Source organism: Bacteroides sp. D22, from assembly GCF_000163675.1.
In the GTDB taxonomy this organism is placed as follows: domain Bacteria; phylum Bacteroidota; class Bacteroidia; order Bacteroidales; family Bacteroidaceae; genus Bacteroides; species Bacteroides xylanisolvens.
In genome coordinates this window covers 227,847-252,710 of the sequence record NZ_GG774795.1, presented here as the reverse complement: position 1 = coordinate 252,710, position 24,864 = coordinate 227,847, and the positions used below count along the sequence as shown (strand labels likewise).

Sequence of the window (24,864 nt, the reverse complement as noted above, 5' to 3'; positions counted from 1 at the left end):
GAAACCTTTTGAGTGAAGATGTAGATCAGAGTACTCAGCAGGAATAGTGGCTTTCTCCTCTAAATAAAGAATAAAGCAAGTATCCTGAGAAACATGATTGACTAGGGTAAAGTAATCAAGGATTCCTGAAGGCAAGAACAAGCTTAAAGAAGCAACAGGATCAATCGTTTGGGAAGAGGATGTTTTCATGATGCAAAAATAAGAATTTTAACGCAATCCCCCAAGGTTTCAGACTGAGCCGAAGCTATTCTAAAGAATTGGGCAAATCTTGGATACATTACGAGTTCCCGAATCGACGATCAGTTGTTTTTGGATGATGAGAGTTTGGATGCTTATCTGGAAGCTCACAAAAGACTTGGTTTAGAAACAGATTACCTTTCTAAAATTGTAGAAGAAAAGAAATTGGAACGTGACTTTATCATTTCCAAATACGATGATCTATTATATGTATTGAGAACACAGAAGACTTGTAAACCGCTATATGAAATAATCATTCGTGAACTGTCAGCATTGATTCTTCACCCTGTTACCCGCAATGTTTTCTATTCTATTTCTACAGGAGAATCAATAGAGAAAGTGGCTGTTCGACATCAAATTACCTATGGGAAGACATTGCAAATGTATAACTCTATACTTAAAGGGTTGAAACTGAAAAAAGATATATTGGCTACTTATCGAAAGCGTGCTATCGATGCTCGTTTTTTATCTTTGGCAGACAATAATAAGAATATAAATGTTGGGCAGGAGGAGTGGATACTTCAATTGCCTGTTTGTAAAGTAGCTGATACTCGGTTGGCTAATATCTTGTATAATCAAGATGTTCGAACAGTAAAAGACTTATTGGAAATCGTATCGGGAAGAGGTTGGAAAAGTCTGTTGAGAATAGAAGGAGTAGGAAAAACTTCCTACTATCATTTATTATCCAAACTTCAGATGATAGGTGTTGTGGATGAAAGTCTGGATCGGATTCTTGCTGGATGCTCTAATGGTAAGTTTGATAATAAATGACGGGTAGGACATAATTATGGAAAGAGAGATGATATAAAGAGGTTATTTTGAAGGAAAGATAGAGATTTCAACTTCTAAAATAGCCTCCTTATATTATATATGTATGAACATACTGTCTATCTCTCTGCCTCTATTGTATAAGTAAAGCTGTCTGCCCGATAATACCCGACGTTGTATTCAATAGGTACTCCGTTCACATCATAAACAAATCTTTTCCTTATTAATATAGGGTCATTGGATTTTATCTCCAGTTTCTCTGCAATAAATTCCCCTGCAAGTCTGGCTGAAATCTCCTCCTTGCTGGTCTTTACCACTATATTATATTGGGTTTCCAGCATTTCGTATAAGGGGCGTGTATAATCTTCCTCTCCAGTCAGTGGAATATTAGGGTTGAAATAAGAGATGAAGTAAACAAACGGATATTCTTTTTTTCCTCTGACACGCTCCATCACTACACAGCGAGTGTCGGGACTGGAACCTAAATCAAAGAATGTGCCGATTTCTTCAGTTGGACGCTTTAAACTGATATGTAGCTCGAAATTGCGAATCTCGATACCTAACATCTTCATCTCCTGTGAGAAACTAAGCCAGTTCTTTACTCCGCCTACGATACCTTTCTTTACTACCTTCGTTCCGTAGCCTTTCTTGCGTACCAAAAGCCCCTCAAACACGAGCTTGTTGATAGCTTGTCTCAATGTGTTCCTTGAAATATGTAATTGTTCAGACAATTCGACCTCATTGGGAAATAGCTTTCCGTTTTTGTACTCTTCAGATTCTATGAGTCTTCTTAGTATCTCTTCTGCCTGAATATGAAGCGGTTTATCACTATTATGATCTAATTTCATATCTATTCTGATTGGTTTATTTTCAGCAAATATAAGATTTATCAAAAAATAATCCAAGTTTTGTTTGGAATAAAAATAAAATCTATATATTTGCACAATTGAAAATATGTATGAACATATAAAATTTAAAAACGCTATAAACATGAGAAAAGCTAATTATGATAAATTTCCTTCTACGAAGCTGACGGGGATGCTTGTTCAGGGGTGGGATTCTATCATTTCTATGTTAAAAGAGAAAATGGATGCAAGAAAAGTGCTGGCGATGGATTTATATACAGGAGTATATGAAGAAGAAGTGCTGGATGCTTTTTCAAAAGAATTCTCCGGAAGAGTGATGAATGTACGTGATTTGATGAAACCGGAAAAAGAAATTCAAACGTTGACAGAACGCTTCATGACTGAAGATGTGTTATTCGGCTATGTTACCAATTTGAAGCTGGAAGATTATTTGGATGCGGATAAGGTGGCTGCTGCACGGAAGCAAATCAGTGAAGCGAAAGAAACCATTGTAATCATAGGTACGGGAGCTGCTGTTGTTGCTCCGCAGGATGCGATGGTAGTTTATGCGGATATGGCACGTTGGGAAATCCAACAACGTTTCCGCCGGCATGAGGTAAAAGCTTTAGGTATAGACAATCGGAACGATGCTGTTTCTTTGCAATACAAGAGAGGGTATTTCAACGATTGGAGAGTATGTGATAGGTATAAGGAAAGATTGTTTGACAGGGTAGAATTCTGGATTGACACCCATGTGGCCGGGACACCGAAGATGATTGATAAGGATACTTTCTTTAAAGGGGTAGAGGCAACGGTGAACACACCGTTCCGGGTAGTTCCTTTCTTCGATCCGGCTCCCTGGGGTGGTCAATGGATGAAAGAGGTTTGTGACCTGGATCGTGAACGCGAAAATTTCGGCTGGTGCTTTGACTGTGTACCTGAAGAGAACAGCCTTTATTTTGAAGTGAACGGAGTGCGCTTTGAACTGCCTTCGGTTGATTTGGTTTTGCTGAAAAGTAAAGAGTTGCTTGGTGAACCGGTGGAGGCACGCTTTGGAAAAGACTTCCCTATTCGTTTCGACTTTTTGGATACGATGGGCGGAGGTAATTTGAGTTTGCAGGTGCATCCTACTACTCAATTTATCCGTGACAGCTTCGGTATGTACTACACGCAGGATGAAAGTTACTACATGGTAGACGCGGAAGAAGATGCCGTCGTTTATCTGGGAGTGAAGACAGGAGTGGACAAAGAAGCGATGATCGGCGATTTGCGTAAAGCACAAAAAGGTGAACTGGTGTTTGACGCAGAAAAATACGTAAATAAGATTCCGACGAAGAAACACGACCACTTTCTGATCCCGGGAGGAACCGTTCATTGTTCCGGTGCCAACAGTATGGTGCTTGAAATCAGCTCGACTCCGAACCTCTTTACTTTCAAACTATGGGACTGGCAACGCTTGGGACTGGATGGAAAACCGCGTCCGATCAATGTGGAACGTGGTAAATGCGTAATCAACTGGAACCGGGATACGGAATATGTGAATGAACATCTTCGCAACCAGTTCAAGGAGGTTGCTTCCGGAGAAGGCTGGATAGAAGAACGTACCGGATTGCATCCGAACGAATTTATCGAAACCCGCCGTCACCGTTTCTCATCACCGGTATTGCATCATACAAACGATAGTGTAAATGTACTGAATCTGTTGGAGGGAGAAGAGGCCGTAGTTGAGAGTCCTACTCATGCTTTTGAACCTTTCGTGGTACATTATGCCGAAACATTTATCATTCCTGCCGGGGTGAAAGAATATACCATTGCCCCGTATGGTAAATCTGCAGGAAAAGAATGTGTAACGATCAAAGCTTACGTACGCTTTTAATAATGAAATAAATCATCTAATATCTTGAGAACTATGTATGAACATGATGAACGAATCGTAATGACGCTCGATGCGGGAGGCACTAATTTCGTGTTTTCAGCCATACAAGGCTGTCGCGAAATAGTGGAACCTATTTGCCTTCCGGCAGCGTCCGACGACTTGGAGCGTTGCTTGTCTGTTCTTGTAGAAGGTTTCCTGGAAGTTGAAAAACGATTGCCGAAACTTCCGGTAGCTATCAGTTTTGCTTTCCCCGGGCCTGCTGACTATGAGCATGGAATTATTGGTGACTTGCCTAACTTCCCGGCCTTCAGGGGAGGAGTGGCACTTGGACCTTATTTGAGGGAACAGTTTGGTATTCCGGTTTTTATTAATAATGACGGTAATTTGTTTGCTTATGGCGAAGCCTTGGCAGGCACTTTGCCCGAAGTGAATAAACGCCTGAAAGAAGCAGGCAGCAGTAAGGTATATAAGAACCTGCTCGGAATTACGCTGGGTACAGGGTTTGGTGCCGGAGTGGTGATTGACAGCCGGTTACTGACCGGAGACAACGGTTGCGGCGGCGACGTCTGGATTATGCGGAATAAGAAATATCCCGAAATGATCGCGGAAGAAAGTGTCAGCATCAGGGCTGTCAGGCGAGTATATCAGGAATTGACCGGAAAGGATGCTTTTTCTTTGACTCCCAAAGATATATATGATATTGCCGAAGGGACTGCAGAGGGAGATCAGCAGGCTGCTGTCCGGAGTTTTAACGAACTTGGAGAGATGGCCGGTGATGCTATCATCCGTGCATTGAATATTGTTGATGGCTTGGTAGTGATTGGCGGAGGAGTGGCTGGAGCGGCTAAATACATACTTCCGGGAATTATGAATGAGATGAATCGGCAGATTGGCACGTTTGCAGGAGCTTCTTTCCCTTGTTTGCAGATGGAGGTGTTCAATCTGTCCGAAAAAGAGGCATTTGATAAATTTCTGGAAGAAAAAGACAAGATGGTGAAAATACCATTTTCGGAGAGAGAGGTACATTATGCCTGTCACAAGAAAATAGGCATTGCTGTTTCTACATTAGGAGCAAGCAGGGCTGTTGCTTTAGGGGCTTATTCCTTTGCTTTGTCCCAACTTAATATCTTATAATATATGATAACTCTTCTATTAATTCAAATATAAAATGTTATGAAACAATCTAATCTATTGAACGCGCAATTTGCCCGCCGGCTTTTCAGAACGGCATTTTCGAGTTGGCAATTATTGGCTGTTATGTTGATTGTTTGTATGAATGTGGCTGTTGGTTCCAAACTGTATGCGCAATCTAATACAATCGCAGTGAAAGGTAAGGTAATGGCAGACGGGGAACCCGTGATTGGGGCTACCGTGCTGGTGAAAGGTGTATCTACGGGTACGGCTACGGATATGGATGGAAATTTTTCACTGAATGTTGCTTCGAAAGCGGTATTGGTAGTTTCCTCAATTGGATATGAAACACAGGAAGTTCCGGTGAACGGCCGCCAGTTTATCAATGTGGTGTTGAAGTCGGATGTGGTTACTTTGAAAGATGTGGTAGTGGTAGGCTACGGCGTGCAGAAGAAAGTCAACCTGACAGGAGCTGTGTCTTCTGTTTCTACGGATGAATTGGAAGGAAAGCCGATTTCCAATGTATTGGAAGCGATGCAGGGAACGACTCCCGGTTTGGTTATTCAGCAGGGAAGTTCTACTCCGGGTAGTGTTCCTTCTATTAATATCCGTGGATTGAATACGATGAACAACAATGATCCGTTGGTGATTATTGACGGAATTGAAGGATCGCTGGGCAATTTGAATCCGGCTGATATTGAGCAGATTTCTATTTTGAAAGATGCGTCTTCTACTGCTATTTATGGTTCACGTGCTTCCAATGGTGTGGTACTTGTTACTACCAAGAAAGGAAAAGCCGGTAAGGTGGAAATCTCTTATGATTTTATGTATGGTGTTCAGCAGCCTACTTCATTGCCTAAGATAGCAGACTCGTGGGTATACGCTGAACTGTATAATGAAGCGGCTGTTAATTCGGGAAGAGCTGCAAAATTCACTCCCGAGCAGATTGCGCAATTTAGAAATGGCGGTCCGAATGTAAATTGGGTGAAAGAACTGTATCACCGTAATTCTCCTCAAAGTTCACACAATGTTTCGATGACAGGAGGTAACGACCAGTTGTCTTACATGGCTTCTTTGGGTTATATGGATCAGAACAGTATGTTCAAGGGACCTGATTATGGTTATAAACGCTACAATGCACGTCTGAATGTAAGCCATAAGGTGACGAATAACTTTACATTGAATTTGACTTCTCAATTTGCCCGTAATGACATTAAAGAACATGCTTACTGGACGGAATGGATTATCGAGCAGGCAAACCGTATGCCGCCGATTTACCCGATCAAGAATGAGGATGGCAGTTATAATTATCCTGCCGGAAGTAACTCAAACGGTTTGCAGCGTTTGGAAGAAGGCGGTTATCGCCAGAATGTGAATGATGAATTGTTGGGAACCATACAAGCCGAATGGGAAGTATATAAAGGACTGAAACTGATCGGAAGTGCCGGTGGACGTGTTTGGAATAATAATTTGCATGAGAACCGGAAGGCCTTCGAAGGTACGGGAGATAGTGAAAATAAGTTGACCGAGCAATTCTATCGTTCTAAGAATATCACTACCAATCTTATGGTGACTTATAATACGAAAATAGGGAAACACTCTATCGGTGGATTATTAGGATATGCTTATGAGGGTTTCTCTGAAAAGCAGTTCTCTACCAGTCGTTTGACGGAGGATTCTAAATATGATATTTTTGTAGGTGATTTGAGTGGGGATAAAGTTAGCAATGGTGGTTCGGCAAGTGACTGGGCTATCTATTCCGGTTTTGCAAGAGCCACTTATAATTATGATGAGAAATATCTGCTGGAATTTAATATCCGTAATGACTATTCTTCTTATTTTGCGAAAGGAAACCGTTCGGGAGTCTTCCCGTCTTTCTCGGCAGGATGGCGTATCTCGGAAGAAAAATTCTGGTCTGTACTGAAACCGTATGTTCCTTCTCTAAAAATCAGAGGTTCATGGGGATTGGTTGGTAATAACCGCATTGGTGCTTATCAATACATGCAGACGGTGTCTGTAAAGAACGGTATCAGTTTCGGCGACAAGCTGGCGCAGACGGCTGAATTTGCTTCTACAAACCCTGATCTCAAATGGGAAACTACCCGTATGGCGAATATCGGCTTCGAATTGGGATTGTTGAATAATGATTTGAATATTACTTTTGATTGCTTCAATAATCGTACAAAAGATATTTTGGTAAATTTACCGGTTCCCGGATTGTTTGGTAATGGTGCCCCGATTCAAAACGCTGGTAAGGTAGAGACGAGAGGATGGGAATTATCAGTAAGTTATCGTTTGAAGACCGGTCCGGTAGTGCATAACTTCGCCGGAAATATTTCGGATAGCTTTAATGAAGTAATAGATACACGCGGTACGGAAATTATCGGTGGCTCGGATGTACAGACAATTATCAAGGAAGGTTATCCGTTGTACTCTTACTATGCATATCGTTCGGATGGATTTTTCCAGAATGAGGAAGAATGTCAGAAAGGACCGCACTTGGAAGGTATTACACCGAAACCGGGAGATATCCGTTATCTGGATAAAAATGGCGATGGTGTGATTAAACCGGACGATGACCGTTTTATTGTTGGTAATGACTTCCCAAGATATACTTTCGGCTTCACCTATGGTTTGGAATATAAAGGTTTTGATTTCTCGATGATGTGGCAAGGAGTAGGAAAACGTAACAAGTGGATGCGTGGTGAATCTGTAGAGGCTTTCCATAATAACAATGAAGGTCCTGTAATGGATTTCCATCAAGACCGCTGGACTCCGAATAATCCGGATGCTACTTATCCTCGTCTGACAATGGGTGCGGAATCTGCTAATAATGCAGCGAAATCAGATTTCTGGATCCAGGATGCTAAATACTTGCGTTTGAAAAATGCGCAGATCGGATATACTTTCCCGCAACAATGGATGAAAAAACTCTATGTCAAGAATTTAAGAATCTTTGCCAGTGTGCAGAATCCGTTGACTTTCACAAAGATGAAAGGCGGATGGGACCCGGAATATACCGGAGACGGCAGTGGTCGTTCTTATCCTGTGGCAAGAGTATATTCATTTGGACTTAATGTTAAATTTTAAACTGTACCGTGATGAAAACAACTATAAAGAATTTGATTTTATCTGCTGTCTTGGTAGTGGGCGGTGCCTCTTGTGTTGACTTGGATACGGCACCGTATGACAGAGAAACGGACTTGACTTATTGGGAAGAGGATCCTGAAGCAGCTGTCAAGGCGTTGAATACTTGCTATACCTATTTGGGAAATATGGACGAACAGCTTTATTGTGAAGCAATGACGGACAATGCTTATACCAAGCAACCGAACGATGCTACACAGAATATCGGTAATGGTTCATATTCTACAGCAGACCCTTACGTGAAAAAGGTTTGGGACGGACGTTATACGGGGATTCGTATGTGTAATGAACTATTGGAGAATATTGATCGCGTACCGGATTTGGATCCTGAATTGAAGAAACGTTATATTGGCGAGGCAAAAGTGCTTCGTGCTTATAATTATTATGAGTTGTATACGAAATTCGGAGATGTTCCTTATACTACCAAAGTGCTTTCTATTAAAGAAAGTATGTCGATTGCACGTACAGCCAAAGCCACTGTAATAGCAAATGTTTTGGCCGATCTGGATGAAGTGATTAATGGTAACTATTTGCCGACTTCTTATGATGCGGATAATAAAGGTCGGATTACCCGTTGGGCGGCAATGGCTATTAAAGCTAAAATCTATTTGTTTGAAGGTAATTGGACGCAAGTGAAAAATATCACTTCTACCATTATGACAGAGGGGGGCTTTAAACTCTTTGGAAGTTATGCGGGATTGTTTGAGATTGCTAATGAATACAACTCTGAAGTAATTTTGGATGCACAGTATCGTCCGACTAGTCGTGAACATCAGATGATGTATGTTTTCCTGCCGCCCACTTTGGGTGGATATTCCCAGCTTTCTCCTTTGCAGGAGTTGGTAGACAGTTATATTATGCTGGATGGAAAAACAATTAAAGAAACAGGAACATCGTTTGATGAAAGTCATCCGTATGCCAATCGTGACCCACGTTTGAAGGCAACGGTGATGTACACTGGAAACTCTTATACTTTGGCCGACGGAACAGAAGTTGTTATCAACTGTGAGAAAGGTGAAGGTAAAGATGGTTATGGGGTAGGTTCAGACTGTTCGGCTACCGGTTATTATATTAAGAAATACTGGGATAATGCGTATCGTGCTACTCTTTATTCCGGTTTGAATCCGATTTTGATTCGTTATGCTGATATTCTATTGATGAATGCGGAAGCATTGGCAGAGTTAGGTGAACTGGATAAGACGGCTTGGGATGCAACTATTAAACCAATTCGTGATAGAGCCGGATTTACACTTGCTTCGGCAGTGGAATTCCCGGAAGGAGCTTCTAAAGATAAACTGATTGAGATTGTACGGAATGAACGTCGTTCGGAACTGGCATTGGAAGGACATCGCCATAAAGATATTATCCGTTGGAGAATTGCGGACAATGTATTGAATGGATGGTGTCACGGATTAAAGACAAATGATGTGGTAGGTACGGATGATGGATACGTTCGGGTTGAAAACAGAACCTTTAATGCAAATAAACATTATTTGTGGCCTATACCACAGGCTGAACGTGACTTGAATGGTAATTTGGAGCAGAATCCGAATTGGTAATTGGTTAAACGACTCAAAAAGGAATGATTATGAAAAAGATATTATGGATATGTTCAGTACTTCTGGCAATGGTTTCATGTCAGGAAGATTATGAATTGAACACGGATTTTGCAGTCCCTACAGAATTAAGTTCCCCTGCTTCTATCCAGTTGAATGTGTCATCTCCAACGCCTGTTGTGTTGTCGTGGTCAGGAGGTGGTGCGGCAGATGGCGGAATTGTATTGTACGAGGTGCTGTTTGATAAGGCAGACGGTGATTTTTCAAAGCCGCTGGCTACGGTGAAAAGTGATTTGGGAGCTGCGACCAGTTTGTCAATCACTCATGCAGCTATTAATACGATTGCCAGAAATGCAGGCATTTATCCTTTGGAAACCGGAGATATAAAATGGACGGTAAATGCTTCGAAAGGTGGAGTGGTGAAGAGAACCGACAAGGTGGCTACCATCACAGTAACTCGTGGAGAGGGAATTGATAATATTCCGGCTGAATTGTATTTATATGGTTCGGCTACGGAGAACAGTGGACAGGGGGGAATTCCGTTCCGTTGTGTAGAAGAGGGCGTTTTCCAGATTTATACGAAGTTATCTGCAGGAAATATATCATTTAAGTCTGCTACTACAGGTGAAACATTCAGCTATTATATTGATGATAGCTCGAAGTTAAGAGAAGGGGAGGGCGAAACGGCAGTCGCTGCTTCCGAAGAAGTAACCCGTCTGACAGTGAACTTTAATACAATGGCAATGACCACGGACAAAATCGGTTCTTCTGTTCGTTGTATTTGGGGAGCAACATTTGGAGATATAGCTGTATTAGAGTATGCTGGTGATGGTAAATTTGTGGGAGAGGGCGATATCCGATTCCTTGATCCGTCCAAACCGGAAACCGGTGCTCCTGATTGGTTAAGTTGGATAGAAGAACGTTACTACTTTTTAGCAAAAGTAAATGGTGGTGATATGTGTTGGGGTAGAGGTGATGGCGTGAGTGCCGAACGTCCGGTAGGTGGAGAACCTGCTTCTTTCTATGCTTTGTATGAATTCCAATGGAGTCAGTGGGATCATCTTTGGAAAATGAAAGGTAGTCTGGATTATACGCATGCGACTATCACTATCGATACGAATTCGGATGGATTGATGATACATACATTTACTAATGTGACTCCGATTAATTAATAAAACTAAGTTATGAAAAAGATAAAGACTATTTTAGCAATTCTTCCGGCACTATTATTCTCCTGTGCCGGAGATGACGTAGAGAAATATATCCCGCCTACACCGATTGCTCCGTCAGAACCCGGAGAGGAGGTCGTTTATCATAAACGTGCCAAAGAGCAGTTTGACTTGATTAATCAGTGCTACCGGATCAATAGTGGGGCAACAGAAGGACTGTATAATGAAAATTATCCTAAGAAAGACGGGGATAATTCCGCTTCTTTCTTGTGGCCGTATGACGGACTGGTTTCCGGAGCAGCAGCTTTGCATGCCTTAGGTTATGATGTGAATTATGCAGATATGGTAGACCGGTTTGAAGTTTATTATCGTACTCCTAGTGGAACTGTGGGTGGTTATGGTTCTCAAACCAATGGTACTACCGGTAGTGGAACACGTTTTTATGATGATAATTCTATTGTGGGGATTGAACTGGTAGAGGCTTTTAATTTGCTAAATAATCAAGATTATGTGACGAAAGCTAAAAGAATCGTTGAGTTCCTGCAAGCTGGTGAAGATGATACGTTTGGAGGAGGTCTTTGGTGGAATGAGGACCAGAAAGGACAGCAGGGAGTTGGTGATTCGAATAAACCGACATGCGCTAATGGATATGCAACGCTATTCTTGCTTGAATATTATTCTGTATGTCCTCAAGAGGAAAAAGTGGATGTGTTGGCTCTGGCAAAACGTTTATATGCTTGGACGTTGACTAACTTGCGTGATCCGGAAGATGGCTGTTACTGGAATGATAAACAAGCAGACGGATCCATTAATAAAACAAAATGGACTTACAATACAGGTGTGATGATTTCTAACGGAGTCCGTTTATACAAAATAACGGGTGAGCAGACTTATCTGGATAGTGCCATTGCTTCTTCCGAAGGTGCGTATAATTATTTTGTACGTCCGCTTAATGGGTTGGCATTGGCTTATCCTGATCATGATCCTTGGTTCACAACAAAACTGATCCGTGCATTTATTGATATTGAGCCTTATTATAAAAATGCAGGCAATTATATCAAAACATTCATCAACTTCCTGGATTATGCATACGAAAATGCCCGTTTATCAAACGGACTGTTCTATGAAGACTGGACAGGAGCAACTCCAAAACGTGCTGAACAGTTGTTGATGCAGGATGCTGCGCTCGAATCTTTGGGAATGATTGCTTTGTACAAAGGAGAAACAGTGACAGAGGAATAGGATATGAATAGTAAAATTAGAAATATAGTTTTATTTGTATCGACGGTATTCGTGCTTCTTTCTTGTGCCGGAGAATCAAAAACGACTCCGAATAAAGATAAGGCAGAAGAAATGTTTCAGCGTGTTTGGGAACTCTACCGGGTTCCCAAACACGGTCTCTTCTCTGAATATTACCCAAGCAGTCATCGTCCTGATCTGACTTATTTTAATGATTCCACCCGGCAAGCGCAAGAAGTTTCTTATCTGTGGCCTATGAGTGGTGTCTTTTCTTCGGCAGTGGTGATGGCTGCCATCGAACCGGAGAAATATACGGTTTATGTCGATTCGATGGTGATAGCAATGGAGCGTTACTATGATACAACGCGTGTTCCTTTTGGTTATCAGGCTTACCCTGTTCAGTTTGGAAAGGTAGACCGCTATTATGATGACAATGGTTTGGTGGGGATTGACTATATTGATTCTTACCTGGTAACTAAAAATCCTCATTATCTGGAGAAAGCGAAACAGGTATTGACCTTTATTTTAAGTGGCTGGGATGAGAACTTTGAAGGAGCTGTTTCCTGGCTGGAAGGAGTGAAAGATCAGAAACCTGCCTGTTCTAACGGAAAAGCGATGGTGTTGGCTTTAAAACTTTATGAAGCAACTAAAGATGAGTATTATCTGGAGGTGGGAAAGAAGTTCTATCATTGGATTGATAAATATCTGAAAGATCCGGAAAGAGGAGTCGTTTGGAATTCATGGTTAACAACGACTTCGGCAGTATGCCCGGATTTGTATACTTACAATACTGGTACTTTGTTACAAGCAGCTGTAGCTTTATATAATTATACGGGTGAGCAGGCGTATCTGGATAATGCTAAATTTCTGGCAGAAGGAAGCTACAAAGTGTTTTTTAAGTATACGGAAGACGGTATTCCTTATATTGCAGATTTGCCTTGGTTTAATTTGGTTTTGTTTAGAGGTTATCACGATCTGTACAATGTTACGGGGGATTCAAAGTATGTGGATACGATGATAAAAGGACTGGATTATGCTTGGGAACATGCACGTGACCAGGCGGGACTGATGTATCATGACTGGACAGGGCGGACTGATGAAAAACGTAAGCCGAAATGGTTATTGGATGCTTCGTGTGTGCCGGAGTATTATGCACGTGTGGCGATGATTAAAGGAGAAGTTACAAACAGAAAAATAAATAAATGATGAAATTAAAATGGATAGGTAGCCTGTTGATTCTGGCAGGTGTTGTAGGGTGCAAAACACCTGATCGTCCCAATCTGGTAGAGTATGTGAATCCTAATATTGGAACTGTACATAGTCGTTGGTTTTTCTATACTCCGGCTGCGGAGCCTTTTGGAATGGCTAAACTGGGAGCTTCTACCAATGGAACTTACGGTAATAATCAAGGATGGGAAGCTATTGGTTATGAAGATAATCATACTTCGATTGATGGCTTTCCTTGCTTACATGAGTTTCAGATAGGAGGAATTTCACTGATGCCTGTAACGGGAGAAGTAAAAACAAATCCCGGAAAACTGGAAGACCCCGATAAAGGTTTCCGTTCCCGCTTTGATAAGAAAGATGAAACGGCGCGTCCGGGATATTACTCTATATTATTAAAGGATTACCAGGTAAAGGCAGAACTTACTGCCACTGCTCGTGTCGGATTCCAGCGATATACTTTCCCGGAGACGGAAGCTGCTCATATTCTTTTGAATATTGGAAATCGTCAGGGAGAAAGTGGAGCTGTGCGTGATGCATATATCAAACAGATAGATGGAAATACTATTGAAGGTTACGTGATTACGGAACCGGAATATGTGAAGAAATATCAAGCGGGTTCATCAGTAGCTATGTATTTTTATGCAAAACTAGATCGTATTCCTGAATCGGTAGAGGTTTTTTATCAAGATAGTACTCTGAAAGCGGGAAATGAAATCAAAGGTGCAGGAGCTATTATGTGCCTGAATTATAAAACGAAAAAAGATGATGTAGTAAATGTAAAGATCGGTTTGTCATATACTTCCATTGAAAATGCTAAACTGAATCTGGAAACGGAAGCGAAAGACTTGACTTTTAATGAAGCTTTACAGTCAACTACGGATAAATGGAATGAATCCTTGGGACGTATTCTGGTTTCAGGAGGTACGGATGAAAGCAAAATCAAATTTTATACAGGATTGTATCACGCTTTGTTGGGCAGAGGACTTGCTAGCGATGTTAATGGAGCTTATCCCAAAAATGATGGAACAGTAGGGCAGATACCTTTGGGAAAAGAAGGTAAGCCGATATATAATCATTATAATACGGATGCAGTTTGGGGGGCTTACTGGAACTTGACTTCTCTTTGGGCACTAGCTTATCCGGAATACTACAATGGATTAGTTAACAGTCAGTTGCTGGTATACAAAGATGCTGGCTGGTTAGGTGATGGTATTGCTGCCAGTAGATATGTTTCGGGCGTAGGGACAAATATGGTGAGTATTACCCTGGCAGGTGCATACAATAGTGGTATTCGTGATTTTGATGTTGAAACGGCTTATCAGGCAGCTTTAAAGAATGAATTAGGCTGGGAAGGCCGCATTGAGGGGGTAGGTAAGATGGATGTGAAGCAGTTTGTAGAAAGAGGATATGTACCTTATGAGAACAGTGTTCATTATGGCACACATCCGGATGGCTCTACCTTTTCTGTTTCTCATACATTGGAATATTGCTTTAGTGCTTATGCTGTGGCGCAGTGGGCGAAAGCATTGGGGCATACGGATGATTACAACCGTTTGATGGAATTATCAAGAGGATGGGAAAAACTATTTGATGATTCATTGAAACTGGTTCGTCCCAGAGTTCCTAACGGTGAGTTTATTGATAACTTTAATCCGCTGGAGTCATGGAGAGGATTTCAGGAAGGAAATGCTGTACAATATACATTTTTTGTTCCTCAACATCCATATCGTTTGATTGAAAAAGTGGGTAAAGAGGAGGTTAATAATCGGTTGGATTCTATATTTACCGAAGCGCGTAAATCTATTTTTGGTGGCGGTAAGATAACTTATGCTTTTGCAGGTGTGGAGAGTCCTTACAATCATGGTAATCAGCCAAGTCTTCATATTCCTTGGTTGTTCAATTTCTCCGGTAAACCTTACCTGACACAGAAATGGACGCGCTTGATTTGTGATGAGTTTTACGGAACAAACGGAGAGCATGGTTATGGCTACGGTCAGGATGAAGATCAGGGACAGTTGGGAGCCTGGTATGTGATGGCGGCAATGGGATTGTTCGATGTACAGGGCGGTTCTTGTGAACGACCGACTTTCCAGATTGGCAGTCCGTTGTTTGATAAGATTGAAATCAAACTTAGTCCGATGAATGCGACGGGAAAAACGTTTGTGATTGAAACGACTGGTAATACACCGGATGCCTATTATGTACAATCTGCTACGTTGAACGGTAAACCGCTGGAACAATGTTGGATGTACCGGGATGAACTCTATAAAGGTGGAACATTGAAACTCACAATGGGTAATCAACCGAATGAAAAATGGGGAGTGGAAAATCCGCCTCATTGTTCTGAATAAACAGCTTATTTACCTCGGTGCCGATGTCGCTTGACAATGGCACCGGGGATTCTACATTTTATAATATAGTGAGTTAAACATGAAAACACAAAACTCTATTTATGCCGCTCTTCCCGTTCTCTTCGGGTTCTTTGTAATGGGCTTCTGTGATATAGTCGGCATTTCGTCCGATTATGTTCAACGTACTTTCAACTGGTCTCCTGTGATGACGGGATTTGTTCCTTCATTAGTATTTATCTGGTTCCTGTTTTTAGGTATTCCTATTGGAAATCAGATGAACAAATGGGGACGTAAAAATACAGTTCTTCTTAGTATGGGAATAACGGTAGTGGGTATGTTATTACCATTGATCGTTTATAATAGCGCGACTTGTATGATAGCTTATGCTCTCTTGGGAATTGGTAACGCTATTCTGCAAGTTTCACTGAATCCGTTGTTAAGTAATGTGGTAACTAGCCAACGTTTATTGACTAGTAGCTTGACGGCAGGGCAGGTAATCAAAGCTGTATCTTCTCTCGTTGGACCGGAGATTGTATTGTTGGCTGTAGCTCACTTTGGAGACGACAAATGGTATTATTGCTTCCCGATATTAGGTTTTATCACATTATTATCCGCTGTTTGGTTGATGGCTACCCCTGTTAAGCGAGAAGATTCCAGTGCTGCAACCCAGCAACTTTCTATCAGTGATACTTTTTCTTTGTTGAAGGATAAAACGATTCTGTTGTTGTTTTTGGGTATCTTCTTTATTGTGGGGGTAGATGTTGCCACCAACTTTATCAGTTCTAAACTGATGGCAGAACGTTTTGACTGGACGACAGAACAAGTGAAGTTTGCTCCACAAGTTTATTTTTTAAGTCGTACGGTAGGTGCTTTATTGGGTGCTTTCTTGTTGGCCCGTATCGCTGAAATAAAATATTTCCGTGTGAATATTGTTGCCTGTATTTTCTCTTTGCTTATTCTGGCCTTTGTGAAAAACGATATGGTAAATCTGATTTGTATCGGTGCTGTCGGTTTCTTTGCGTCATCCGTATTTTCTATCATTTATTCGATGGCTTTGCAGGCAAGACCGGAAAAAGCAAACCAAATTTCAGGGTTGATGATTACTGCTGTTGCCGGTGGCGGAGTAGTTACTCCAGTTATTGGGTTTGCGATTGGAACAGTAGGTGTTATCGGAGGCGTTTTTGTCACTTTAGCTTGTGTGTTTTATTTGACTTATTGTGCTTTTGGAGTGAAAACAGCCAAAGCATAGTTTTATTGAGAGGAGGAAGCTATCTTTGCCCGAATCCTGCTCAATGACATGGAGGTTCTTAGACGGAGAAGTTGCTTTCTCCGTCTGAAGTAAACTTTTGTTTTTATTTGATGATTATCTTCATAGCTTGTGCATCAAATGTCACAGACTCGTTCCGGAATAGTCTTTCTATATGTCCGCTCGTTATCATCTCATTTGTGGGGAGACTATACAATTGTGGGTTGTCAATCAGCATGATCGTGTCGCAGAGAGACAGGGCAATGTCCAGGTCGTGTGTGGAAAACAGGATACATTTTCCTTCCGTTTGTGCGAGTTTTTTCAGTAGCAGACAGAGTTCGTAGCGATTAGGCAAATCCAGAAAAGCAGTAGGTTCATCAAGAAGAATGATAGGTGTGTCTTGTGCAAGTGCGCGTGCTATCATGATTCGTTGGCACTCTCCGTCGGACATCTTATCCATTGTCTTTTCTGCATAATCGGACATTCCTACCAGATGCATGGCAGTAACCACTCTTTTCTCATCTTCTGCCTGTAACTGTCCGATCCAGTTGGTATAAGGAGCGCGTCCCAATGCGACTACATCTTTACAACGCAGGTTGGAAATGCGTACTTTGTCGGTGGTTACAAAACTAATCTTCCGGGCTAATTTCTCCGGTTTCAGTGAAGCGATGTTTTTCCCATGCAGGATAATTTCTCCGTTTTTAGGTGTTTCCAACCCCATGATGGCGCGGAGAAGCGTGCTTTTTCCTGTACCATTCCGTCCGAGCAGTGCGACAAGCTGCCCGCCCGTGATATGGGTGGAAACTTTCTCCAGCAATATACGTTGTTCGTATCCTAATGTCAGATCTTTTAGTTGAATCATTTGAATATACGCAAGTTTTTACCTATTACCCATAAAATAACCGGAACACCCAATAGCGCAGTGATGCAATTCACCGGTAATAGAAACTTCTTGGCTATGATGTCACAAATCAACATCCCGATCAACCCTGTCAGCATCGTACCCGGCATCAATATCCGGTGATCGGCGTTGTCAAACAGGATCCGTGTGATATGTGGGATAGCCAGCCCGATGAATCCTACCGGACCGCAAAAGGCTGTGACCGTTCCTGTCAGTAACGCTGTAGATATAAAAATAAGCGTTCTTGAGCGCTTGATATTCATTCCCATGGTGCGTGCATAATTTTCACCAAGCAACAACAGATTCAGTGATTTGATGCAGGCGATGGATAGTAGTAATCCTATGCATATTACTGGTATCATAATCGTTAATTGCCCTGTCGTGATGTGGCTAAGTGAGCCCAAAGACCAGAGTGTGAACATTTTCAGTTGTTCTGCAGAACTTAGGTATTGTAATATCTGGATGATAGCTCCCGCCACGTAACCTATCATGACTCCCATAATCAGTACACCTAATATATTTTTTACTTTTCGACTAATGATGGCTACTCCCAGCAGTATGGCGGAAGTCCCTATCCACCCCGAACCTACAATACCGACTGATTGCAGAAAGGGAAAATCTGTCCAACCGAGAAGCGGGGCGCCTAGTATAAACAATGCCACTCCAAGACCCGCCCCGGAGCTCACTCCCAACAGGTAAGGATCTGCCAGAGGATTCTGGAAGACTGTCTGCATTTGCAGACCGCTAACCGAAAGCGCTATACCTATCAATGCAGCCACTATGACGCGGATAAAGCGGATGGAGAGAATTATATTGCGGGTGGTTTCGTCACATTCCCCCCCGGTGAGTACTGTCCATATCTTTGATATAGGGATGAAAGTATCTCCCGTTGCCATATCTATTAATAGTAATAAAATGGCAACTATTCCTAATGCGATGAATAATAGAGCGGTACGTCTGCGGGATTGTTTCATTCCAGGTGTCTGTAATAATAAGGTGAATCGGAAACGAGTTCCGGATGGAAAATATGAATCAGATCACGCAACACCACGTCAGGACGAACAACTGCCGATTCCCAATAATCATTGCCTCCTGTCGATGTCAGTCGCAGGTTATTGTTGTAGACTGTCTTTTCCCGGACGGCTTTAGCATCTGCAAATTTAGGATTGACAGCTTTTAATTCATCTAATGTGGTGACCGAACCTACATTGATCCAATAATCTGCCTTTTGTATCAGTCCGTAGGCTGTTTCCAAGCCGATAGGAGTTGAACTGTTGGAATTGTTCTCTTTGTAAATGTAGTCTGCTCCAGCGTCTGCGATTAATTGTGCCATGTAACTTTGGGTGGAAGGCATTACCCAACTGTCGTTCCACGGAGTGTTGAACATAACGGTAGGGTGTTGGCTGATGGAGTCGGTGAGAGCTTTTAAGGCATGGTAGCGTTTCGGGATTTCCCGGAACACCTCAATCCCTTTCTTCCGGTTGTCAATCAATTCGGAAAGAACAACCATCCACTCGGCTTTTCCTAGTGGAGATTCTTCCAGATATTCTCCCATATATATATAAGGTATAGCTAATTCTTTCAATTTATCTGTAACAGCTGTTTGAGCATCACCAATGCCATATAATAGTACGACGTCCGGCTTTAATCCCAGCAACAACTCATAATTCATTTCCGCTCCCATATCTTTGATTGAATCTTTGTGAGCTAGAATGTAAGGATTAGACACGTAATTGATGCCGGATACTCCGACAATACGTTTGAGTTCTCCCAATGCATCGAGCATGGCGATGTAGGAAGAAGACATACATACGATATTTCTAGCTCCGGCAGGAATGACAGGACCATTAAAACCTGCAGGAGCTTGCTCTCCGTTGCGCGAAATGAAATAGGACATTTTTACGTCCTGTGCTCCTTGCCATGGATTGGAAACTTGAATGAGGGTACTGGCCGCATTGTCTGCCCCCAGGATTTTAAATCCGGAAGCGTATTCGGGAGTATATATATCCTGATTGAATCTCTCCAGAGATGTTTTATTACGTGATATACAGCTTGCCAAAAAGAAGAGGCATAGTAACGCGATAGTTGAGATTGGAGATTTCACTTTTATACAGATTTTAATTAGAAAAAAGATTAGTGGATGCTCTCGAGTGGCAAAGATAGGACTAATTATTAGTTTGTTTTTATTTTCATTAGAATTTTCTTCTGATTTGTTTCTATTTGATGTATCTTTGCCGCAGAAATTTTGGTGTCATTCGTCCGATGCTACGGAAGAATGGTGAAAAGGGAATCAGGTGTAAATCCTGAACAGACCCGCTGCTGTAAGCTCCGCCAGAAGTTTTCCTACAATACTCAAATCCACTGTCTCGCTTTGGAGAGATGGGAAGGGCGTTAGGAAAATGGAGTAAGTCAGAAGACCTGCCAAAATTGAATTCTTGAAACTTTCCGGGATTAGAGTTTGAAGAGTGCAGTTTTTAATTCAAAATACATCTTTAATTGCTGATGTGAAGTTTCAGAAAGGAGAAATATGCCTTTTTGAATGTTCCATTATACGGGGGAGAAGTACGTATATTGGTTTGAGTATGTAGAAAATTGCATCCTTGCTGTAACCCTATGAAAGTTTATTATTTAAATTAATAAACAGGAGGATTATGTTCAGGCAGATTCATTTTAGAGTATTTTGGATAGGATGCTTTTTGAGCATGTTTTTATTACTATCAGCACAAAGTAAACTGGATAGCTTACACCATCTTCATGAAGTAGTAATTACTGCTAAAATTAATAAGGAAGTGATTCCGGTGCAGTCTTTATCTGGTGATAAGTTAGAAAAATTAGCCGTACATTCGGTTGCAGATGCCATACGCTATTTTTCGGGAGTACAAATAAAGGATTACGGTGGAATAGGAGGATTGAAGACCGTAAATATCCGAAGTATGGGGACGAATCATGTCGGAGTGTTCTATGATGGCATTGAATTGGGGAATGCACAGAATGGAGTGATTGATTTGGGACGCTTTTCTTTGGATAATATGGAGGCCGTTACTTTATATAATGGGCAGAAAAGTGCTATTTTCCAGCCGGCGAAAGATTTCGGTTCTGCCGGTTCTATTTATCTTCAGTCGAGAACGCCTGTTTTTCAGGCGAATAAGGCTTATCATGTAAAAGCTGCTTTTAAAACAGGTTCCTTTGGCGTTGTCAATCCATCTCTACTTTGGGAACAGAAACTAAGTGAGAATGTAAGTGCGTCACTTAGTACTGAATATATGTATACCACCGGAAAGTATAAATTTACTTATGCAGTAGCTGGGGGATACGATACTACGGCAGTCCGCCGTAATGGCGATGTGAATGCTTTACGCACGGAAGGTGGTTTATATGGTAAAATAAAAGGCGGTTACTGGCGCACAAAAGCTTATTTTTATAATTCAGAACGTGGGTATCCCGGTGCTGTTGTGCGGAATCGTTTTTCACATGAAGATCGCCAATGGGATACCAATTTCTTTCTTCAGTCTTCTTTCAAGAAAGATTTTGGTGAAGCATATAGTCTGTTGTTGAATACCAAATATGCATATGATTATTTACACTATTTGGCAGATCCCAGAAAAGAGGAGGCTACTATGTATGTAAATAATACATATCGTCAACAGGAGGTTTACTTGTCAATGGCTAATAGAGTCACTGTTCTTCCTTTTTGGGATATAAATCTTTCAGTGGACTACCAGTGGAATAAGTTGAATGCCAATCTGACTGATTTCCCTTATCCACGGCGAAATACGACGTTGGTGGCAGCGGCTACCTCTTTGCATTTTGATCGTTTTAAGTTTCAGGCTAGTGTCTTGGGAACTTTCGTGCATGAGAACGTTGCTTCGGATACTACTTCAGCTGGGAATAAAATGGAATTTACTCCTACTGCCATCGCTTCCTATAAACCTTTCAAGAATATTGATTTTAATTTGCGTGCCTTTTATAAGCGGATATTTCGTATGCCGACTTTAAATGATTTGTATTATACATTCATAGGAAATATCAAATTAAAACCAGAATATACAAATCAGTATAATATTGGATTCACTTATCAGAAGTTATTTACCGGAACATGGTTGCAAGCCTTGAATGTTCAGTTGGATGCATATTATAATGAAGTGGAAAATAAAATAATAGCTACTCCTACCAATAATTTCTTTCGTTGGACAATGATTAATTTGGGGCTTGTTGAAATAAAAGGAGTGGATGTTGTTTTACAAGGAGGCTGGAAATTAGGTGATAATTGGACCTTTGACAGCCGCTTATCATATACTTATCAGAAAGCACAGGATTTTACTGATAAGTTGGATGAGGATACATATGGAGGACAAATATCGTATATACCTTGGCATAGTGGCTCGGCTATACTAAATGCTGAATATAAATCATGGGAACTAAACTATAGTTTTATATATATAGGTGAGCGCTATGGTATTTCGGCCAATACTCCGCATAATTATTATCTTCCCTGGTATACAAGTGACGTGTCTCTGGCAAAGAAATTCAATTGGAAAAAGAAGGATTTCAAGTTGGCTTTGGAAGTCAATAATATTTTAAATCAACAATATGAAGTGGTGAGGGCTTATCCGATGCCAGGAACTAACTTTAAATTCATTTTAAACTTAACTATATGATTGTGAATAATATTTTTTCACGCATCTTGTTTGGAATATTAGCAAGTTGCTGTTTGCTGGCTTGTCGGGGGGAGCTTCCGGTTTTACCGTCTGATGAGATAGAAGTCGGTAAGGATCCTTTAGGGGGTGTTCATATTAAAGGAATGTATCTTCTCAATGAAGGAAATATGGGTAGTAATAAGTGTACACTTGATTTTTATGACAGTACTACCGGTAAGTATCATCGTAATATTTATGCTGAACGGAATCCATCTGTAGTGAAGGAGCTGGGAGATGTTGGAAATGATTTGCAGATTTATGGAGACAAGTTGTATGCTGTAATCAATTGTTCCAATTTTATAGAGGTGATGGATGTGGAAACTGCACAACATTTGGGGCAAATAGATGTGGTTAATTGCCGTTATATCACTTTTAGTAATGGAAAGGCGTATGTCAGTTCGTACGCGGGGCCTGTTGGGATAGATCCCAATGCGCGTCCGGGAAAAGTGGTTGAAGTGGATACGACAAATTTAGCTATCACCCGTGAAGTGGTAGTCGGTTATCAACCGGAAGAGATGGTGATAAAGGATGGAAAACTTTATGTTGCCAATTCTGGCGGATATCGTTTCCCTGATTATGACCGGACTGTATCGGTTATTGATTTGAAGACTTTTCAGGTTATTAAAACAATTGATGTAGCTATTAATCTTCACCATATGAAGTTGGATCGTTATGGACGTATATATGTTAGCTCGCGAGGGGATTATTATGGAACCGGATCAAATGTCTTTGTTATAGATACTCAAACGGATTGTGTGACAGGAAGCTTGGGTATTGCCGCGAGTGAAATGTGTTTAAGTGGGGACTCTATTTACATGACTAGTGTAGAATGGAGTTACGTTACAGAAAGTAATACAATTACTTATGCTCTCTATGACGTGAAACAAAATAAAATGGTCTCTCGCAATTTTATAACCGATGGAACAGAGGCGGAAATAGCAATTCCGTATGGGGTGACTGTGAACCCGGAGACGAAAGAAATATTTGTAACAGATGCAAAAAGTTATGTTGTGCCTGGTTATCTCTATTGTTTTAGTCCTGAAGGAAAGAAAAGATGGAAAGTCAGGGCAGGCGATATACCGGCTCATTTTGCTTTTACAACAAAAACATTTCAATAACTAACTGATATTTAATAAAAATGGACAAAAAGATTTTAAGACTAACATTAGTCATTGCAGTTTCTTTATTTTGGGGAACTGCATTTACAGGGTGTAGTGATGAAGAAGATACTCCGGCGGCTTATCAACTAAAGAAGGAGGATATTCGTGTATCACAACCGGAGGGTGGTTTTGCGGTTGTGATAGATCAACTACTAAAAGTGCAGGTTGAAAGTGAATCAGACGAAGGAATCTCTTATGTGTGGTTGTTGGATGGTACTGAAATTGCTCAGACGAAAAGCTTGGAGTATATGTTTGAAGAGGTGGGAGAATACGAATTGACATTACGTGTGTCACAGGGAGAGAGTCGTTTTGATTATCCCTTTACGGTTACTGTAACTTTTGAAAACATAGAACCTGCTCCTGAAGGAGCGACAGCTTATGTTACTAAAGTTTTTGATTTTGTTCCGGCTGTCGGACAATTTACTAATACATTGCCGGTATATAAAGAAGGTGATACACAGGAGGCTATGAATGAAAAAGTATTGGCAGCCATTGGCAATAATAAAAAAGGGATGATTTCGTTAGGGGGATTCGGAGGATATGTTGTAGTCGGTTTTGACCATACGATAACCAATGTTACTGGGAAACGTGATTTTCGGGTACTTGGCAATGCTTTTTATTCTGCGGCTAATCCAGACTCTGGCGCGCCAGAAGGAGGAAGTTGTGAACCGGGAGTTATCATGGTGGCTTATGATAAAAATCAGAATGGGAGACCGGATGATGATGAATGGTATGAAATTGCTGGTAGTGCTCATGAAGATGCTACATTAGAATTATGGTATGATAAGGCTGTTGCTGCCGGGAATGATGTGAAGACTTATCGAAATTATGAAATTACTTACTATCGGCCGGAAAAAGAACCGACAACTGCGGAAGAAAGAGAAATGTATATTCGCTGGGAAGATAACCAGGGAAAATCTGGATATAAAGTGAAGAATACATTTCATAATCAATGCTATTACCCGGAATGGATAAAGGAAGATAAAGTAACATTTAAGGGAACTTGTTTGCCTCAAAATGCTGTTGATGAGAGTGGACAAGGAAGTTATTTTGTTTTGTATAAATTCCGATATGGTTATGCTGATAATGAATTGAATAGTAAGGATGAATCTGCTATTGATATAGATTGGGCAGTAAATTCGAAAGGTCAAAAAGTACACCTGCCAGGAGTCGATTTCATAAAGATATATACTGGTGTCAATCAGGAAAACGGTTGGCTGGGTGAATGTTCTACTGAAATATCAGGGGTTGAGGATTTACATGTTTTAGGAGTTGATATTGATGCTCGCAAATAAGCTAAGAAATAATTGAAAA

At 41.1% G+C, this 24,864-nt stretch carries 17 protein-coding genes, 1 pseudogene and 1 riboswitch; of the genes and pseudogenes, 13 read left to right on the top strand and 5 right to left on the bottom strand.

Annotated features, from left to right (window positions below):
• Positions 1-189 (bottom strand): annotated as a pseudogene (locus HMPREF0106_RS27625) (transposase); the annotation flags it as partial.
• A gap of 57 nt (positions 190-246) precedes the next feature.
• On the opposite strand from HMPREF0106_RS27625, the gene HMPREF0106_RS23270 reads away from it, so the two are divergent.
• On the top strand, positions 247-1,008 hold the full coding sequence (locus HMPREF0106_RS23270; RefSeq protein WP_032850946.1) for a hypothetical protein: 762 nt from the start codon (positions 247-249) through the stop codon (positions 1,006-1,008).
• 116 nt (positions 1,009-1,124) lie between these two features.
• Here HMPREF0106_RS23270 and HMPREF0106_RS23275 read toward each other — a convergent pair whose 3' ends face one another.
• The gene (locus tag HMPREF0106_RS23275) at positions 1,125-1,853 is read right to left on the bottom strand and encodes a GntR family transcriptional regulator (RefSeq protein WP_008024915.1); all 729 of its coding nucleotides are present in this window, start codon (positions 1,851-1,853) and stop codon (positions 1,125-1,127) included.
• Positions 1,854-1,995: 142 nt separating this feature from the next.
• On the opposite strand from HMPREF0106_RS23275, the gene HMPREF0106_RS23280 reads away from it, so the two are divergent.
• From HMPREF0106_RS23280 to HMPREF0106_RS23320, 9 genes are all read left to right on the top strand, one after another.
• Positions 1,996-3,726, top strand: a complete 1,731-nt coding sequence (locus HMPREF0106_RS23280; protein ID WP_032850964.1) for a class I mannose-6-phosphate isomerase — start codon at positions 1,996-1,998, stop codon at positions 3,724-3,726.
• A 33-nt stretch (positions 3,727-3,759) separates the two neighbouring features.
• Complete coding sequence (locus tag HMPREF0106_RS23285; protein WP_009038777.1) at positions 3,760-4,860, top strand: ROK family protein; 1,101 nt, start codon at positions 3,760-3,762, stop codon at positions 4,858-4,860.
• 39 nt (positions 4,861-4,899) lie between these two features.
• Positions 4,900-7,947, top strand: coding sequence for a SusC/RagA family TonB-linked outer membrane protein (locus HMPREF0106_RS23290; RefSeq protein ID WP_004313536.1), 3,048 nt, complete (start codon positions 4,900-4,902; stop codon positions 7,945-7,947).
• Between the two features lie 11 nt (positions 7,948-7,958).
• On the top strand, positions 7,959-9,563 hold the full coding sequence (locus HMPREF0106_RS23295) for a RagB/SusD family nutrient uptake outer membrane protein (RefSeq protein WP_009038776.1): 1,605 nt from the start codon (positions 7,959-7,961) through the stop codon (positions 9,561-9,563).
• 29 nt (positions 9,564-9,592) lie between these two features.
• Complete coding sequence (locus HMPREF0106_RS23300; protein WP_008641090.1) at positions 9,593-10,732, top strand: SusE domain-containing protein; 1,140 nt, start codon at positions 9,593-9,595, stop codon at positions 10,730-10,732.
• A 12-nt stretch (positions 10,733-10,744) separates the two neighbouring features.
• Positions 10,745-11,971, top strand: coding sequence for a glycoside hydrolase family 76 protein (locus HMPREF0106_RS23305; RefSeq protein WP_008641091.1), 1,227 nt, complete (start codon positions 10,745-10,747; stop codon positions 11,969-11,971).
• Positions 11,972-11,974: 3 nt separating this feature from the next.
• The gene (locus HMPREF0106_RS23310; protein WP_008641092.1) at positions 11,975-13,174 is read left to right on the top strand and encodes a glycoside hydrolase family 76 protein; all 1,200 of its coding nucleotides are present in this window, start codon (positions 11,975-11,977) and stop codon (positions 13,172-13,174) included.
• Positions 13,171-15,546 carry a GH92 family glycosyl hydrolase gene (locus HMPREF0106_RS23315; protein ID WP_009038775.1) on the top strand — a complete coding sequence of 792 codons (2,376 nt, stop codon included), beginning with the start codon at positions 13,171-13,173 and terminating at the stop codon, positions 15,544-15,546. The genes HMPREF0106_RS23310 and HMPREF0106_RS23315 overlap by 4 nt, the downstream gene beginning before the upstream one ends.
• A gap of 79 nt (positions 15,547-15,625) precedes the next feature.
• Positions 15,626-16,795 (top strand): MFS transporter, encoded by a 1,170-nt coding sequence (locus HMPREF0106_RS23320; RefSeq protein ID WP_008641094.1) that lies wholly within the window; start codon positions 15,626-15,628, stop codon positions 16,793-16,795.
• Between the two features lie 103 nt (positions 16,796-16,898).
• On the opposite strand, the gene HMPREF0106_RS23325 is transcribed toward HMPREF0106_RS23320, so the two are convergent.
• Genes HMPREF0106_RS23325 through HMPREF0106_RS23335 form a run of 3 tightly spaced genes read right to left on the bottom strand, consistent with a single transcriptional unit; the run spans position 16,899 to position 19,797 of the window.
• Entirely contained in the window at positions 16,899-17,654 is a 756-nt protein-coding gene (locus HMPREF0106_RS23325; RefSeq protein WP_008641095.1) for an ABC transporter ATP-binding protein, read from the bottom strand.
• Entirely contained in the window at positions 17,651-18,667 is a 1,017-nt protein-coding gene (locus tag HMPREF0106_RS23330; protein ID WP_008641096.1) for a FecCD family ABC transporter permease, read from the bottom strand. The genes HMPREF0106_RS23325 and HMPREF0106_RS23330 overlap by 4 nt, the downstream gene beginning before the upstream one ends.
• Positions 18,664-19,797 carry an ABC transporter substrate-binding protein gene (locus tag HMPREF0106_RS23335; RefSeq protein ID WP_008641097.1) on the bottom strand — a complete coding sequence of 378 codons (1,134 nt, stop codon included), beginning with the start codon at positions 19,795-19,797 and terminating at the stop codon, positions 18,664-18,666. The genes HMPREF0106_RS23330 and HMPREF0106_RS23335 overlap by 4 nt, the downstream gene beginning before the upstream one ends.
• A gap of 125 nt (positions 19,798-19,922) precedes the next feature.
• Positions 19,923-20,134, top strand: a riboswitch (cobalamin riboswitch).
• A 210-nt stretch (positions 20,135-20,344) separates the two neighbouring features.
• Between HMPREF0106_RS23335 and HMPREF0106_RS23340 the strand changes: the two genes are divergently transcribed.
• Genes HMPREF0106_RS23340 through HMPREF0106_RS23350 form a run of 3 tightly spaced genes read left to right on the top strand, consistent with a single transcriptional unit; the run spans position 20,345 to position 24,845 of the window.
• Complete coding sequence (locus HMPREF0106_RS23340) at positions 20,345-22,351, top strand: TonB-dependent receptor (protein WP_009038774.1); 2,007 nt, start codon at positions 20,345-20,347, stop codon at positions 22,349-22,351.
• Positions 22,348-23,508 carry a DUF5074 domain-containing protein gene (locus tag HMPREF0106_RS23345; protein WP_004313552.1) on the top strand — a complete coding sequence of 387 codons (1,161 nt, stop codon included), beginning with the start codon at positions 22,348-22,350 and terminating at the stop codon, positions 23,506-23,508. The genes HMPREF0106_RS23340 and HMPREF0106_RS23345 overlap by 4 nt, the downstream gene beginning before the upstream one ends.
• A gap of 20 nt (positions 23,509-23,528) precedes the next feature.
• A complete protein-coding gene (locus HMPREF0106_RS23350) occupies positions 23,529-24,845 on the top strand; it encodes a PKD-like domain-containing protein (protein ID WP_008641102.1) in 1,317 nt (438 codons plus the stop codon).
• Positions 24,846-24,864 lie beyond the last annotated feature (19 nt).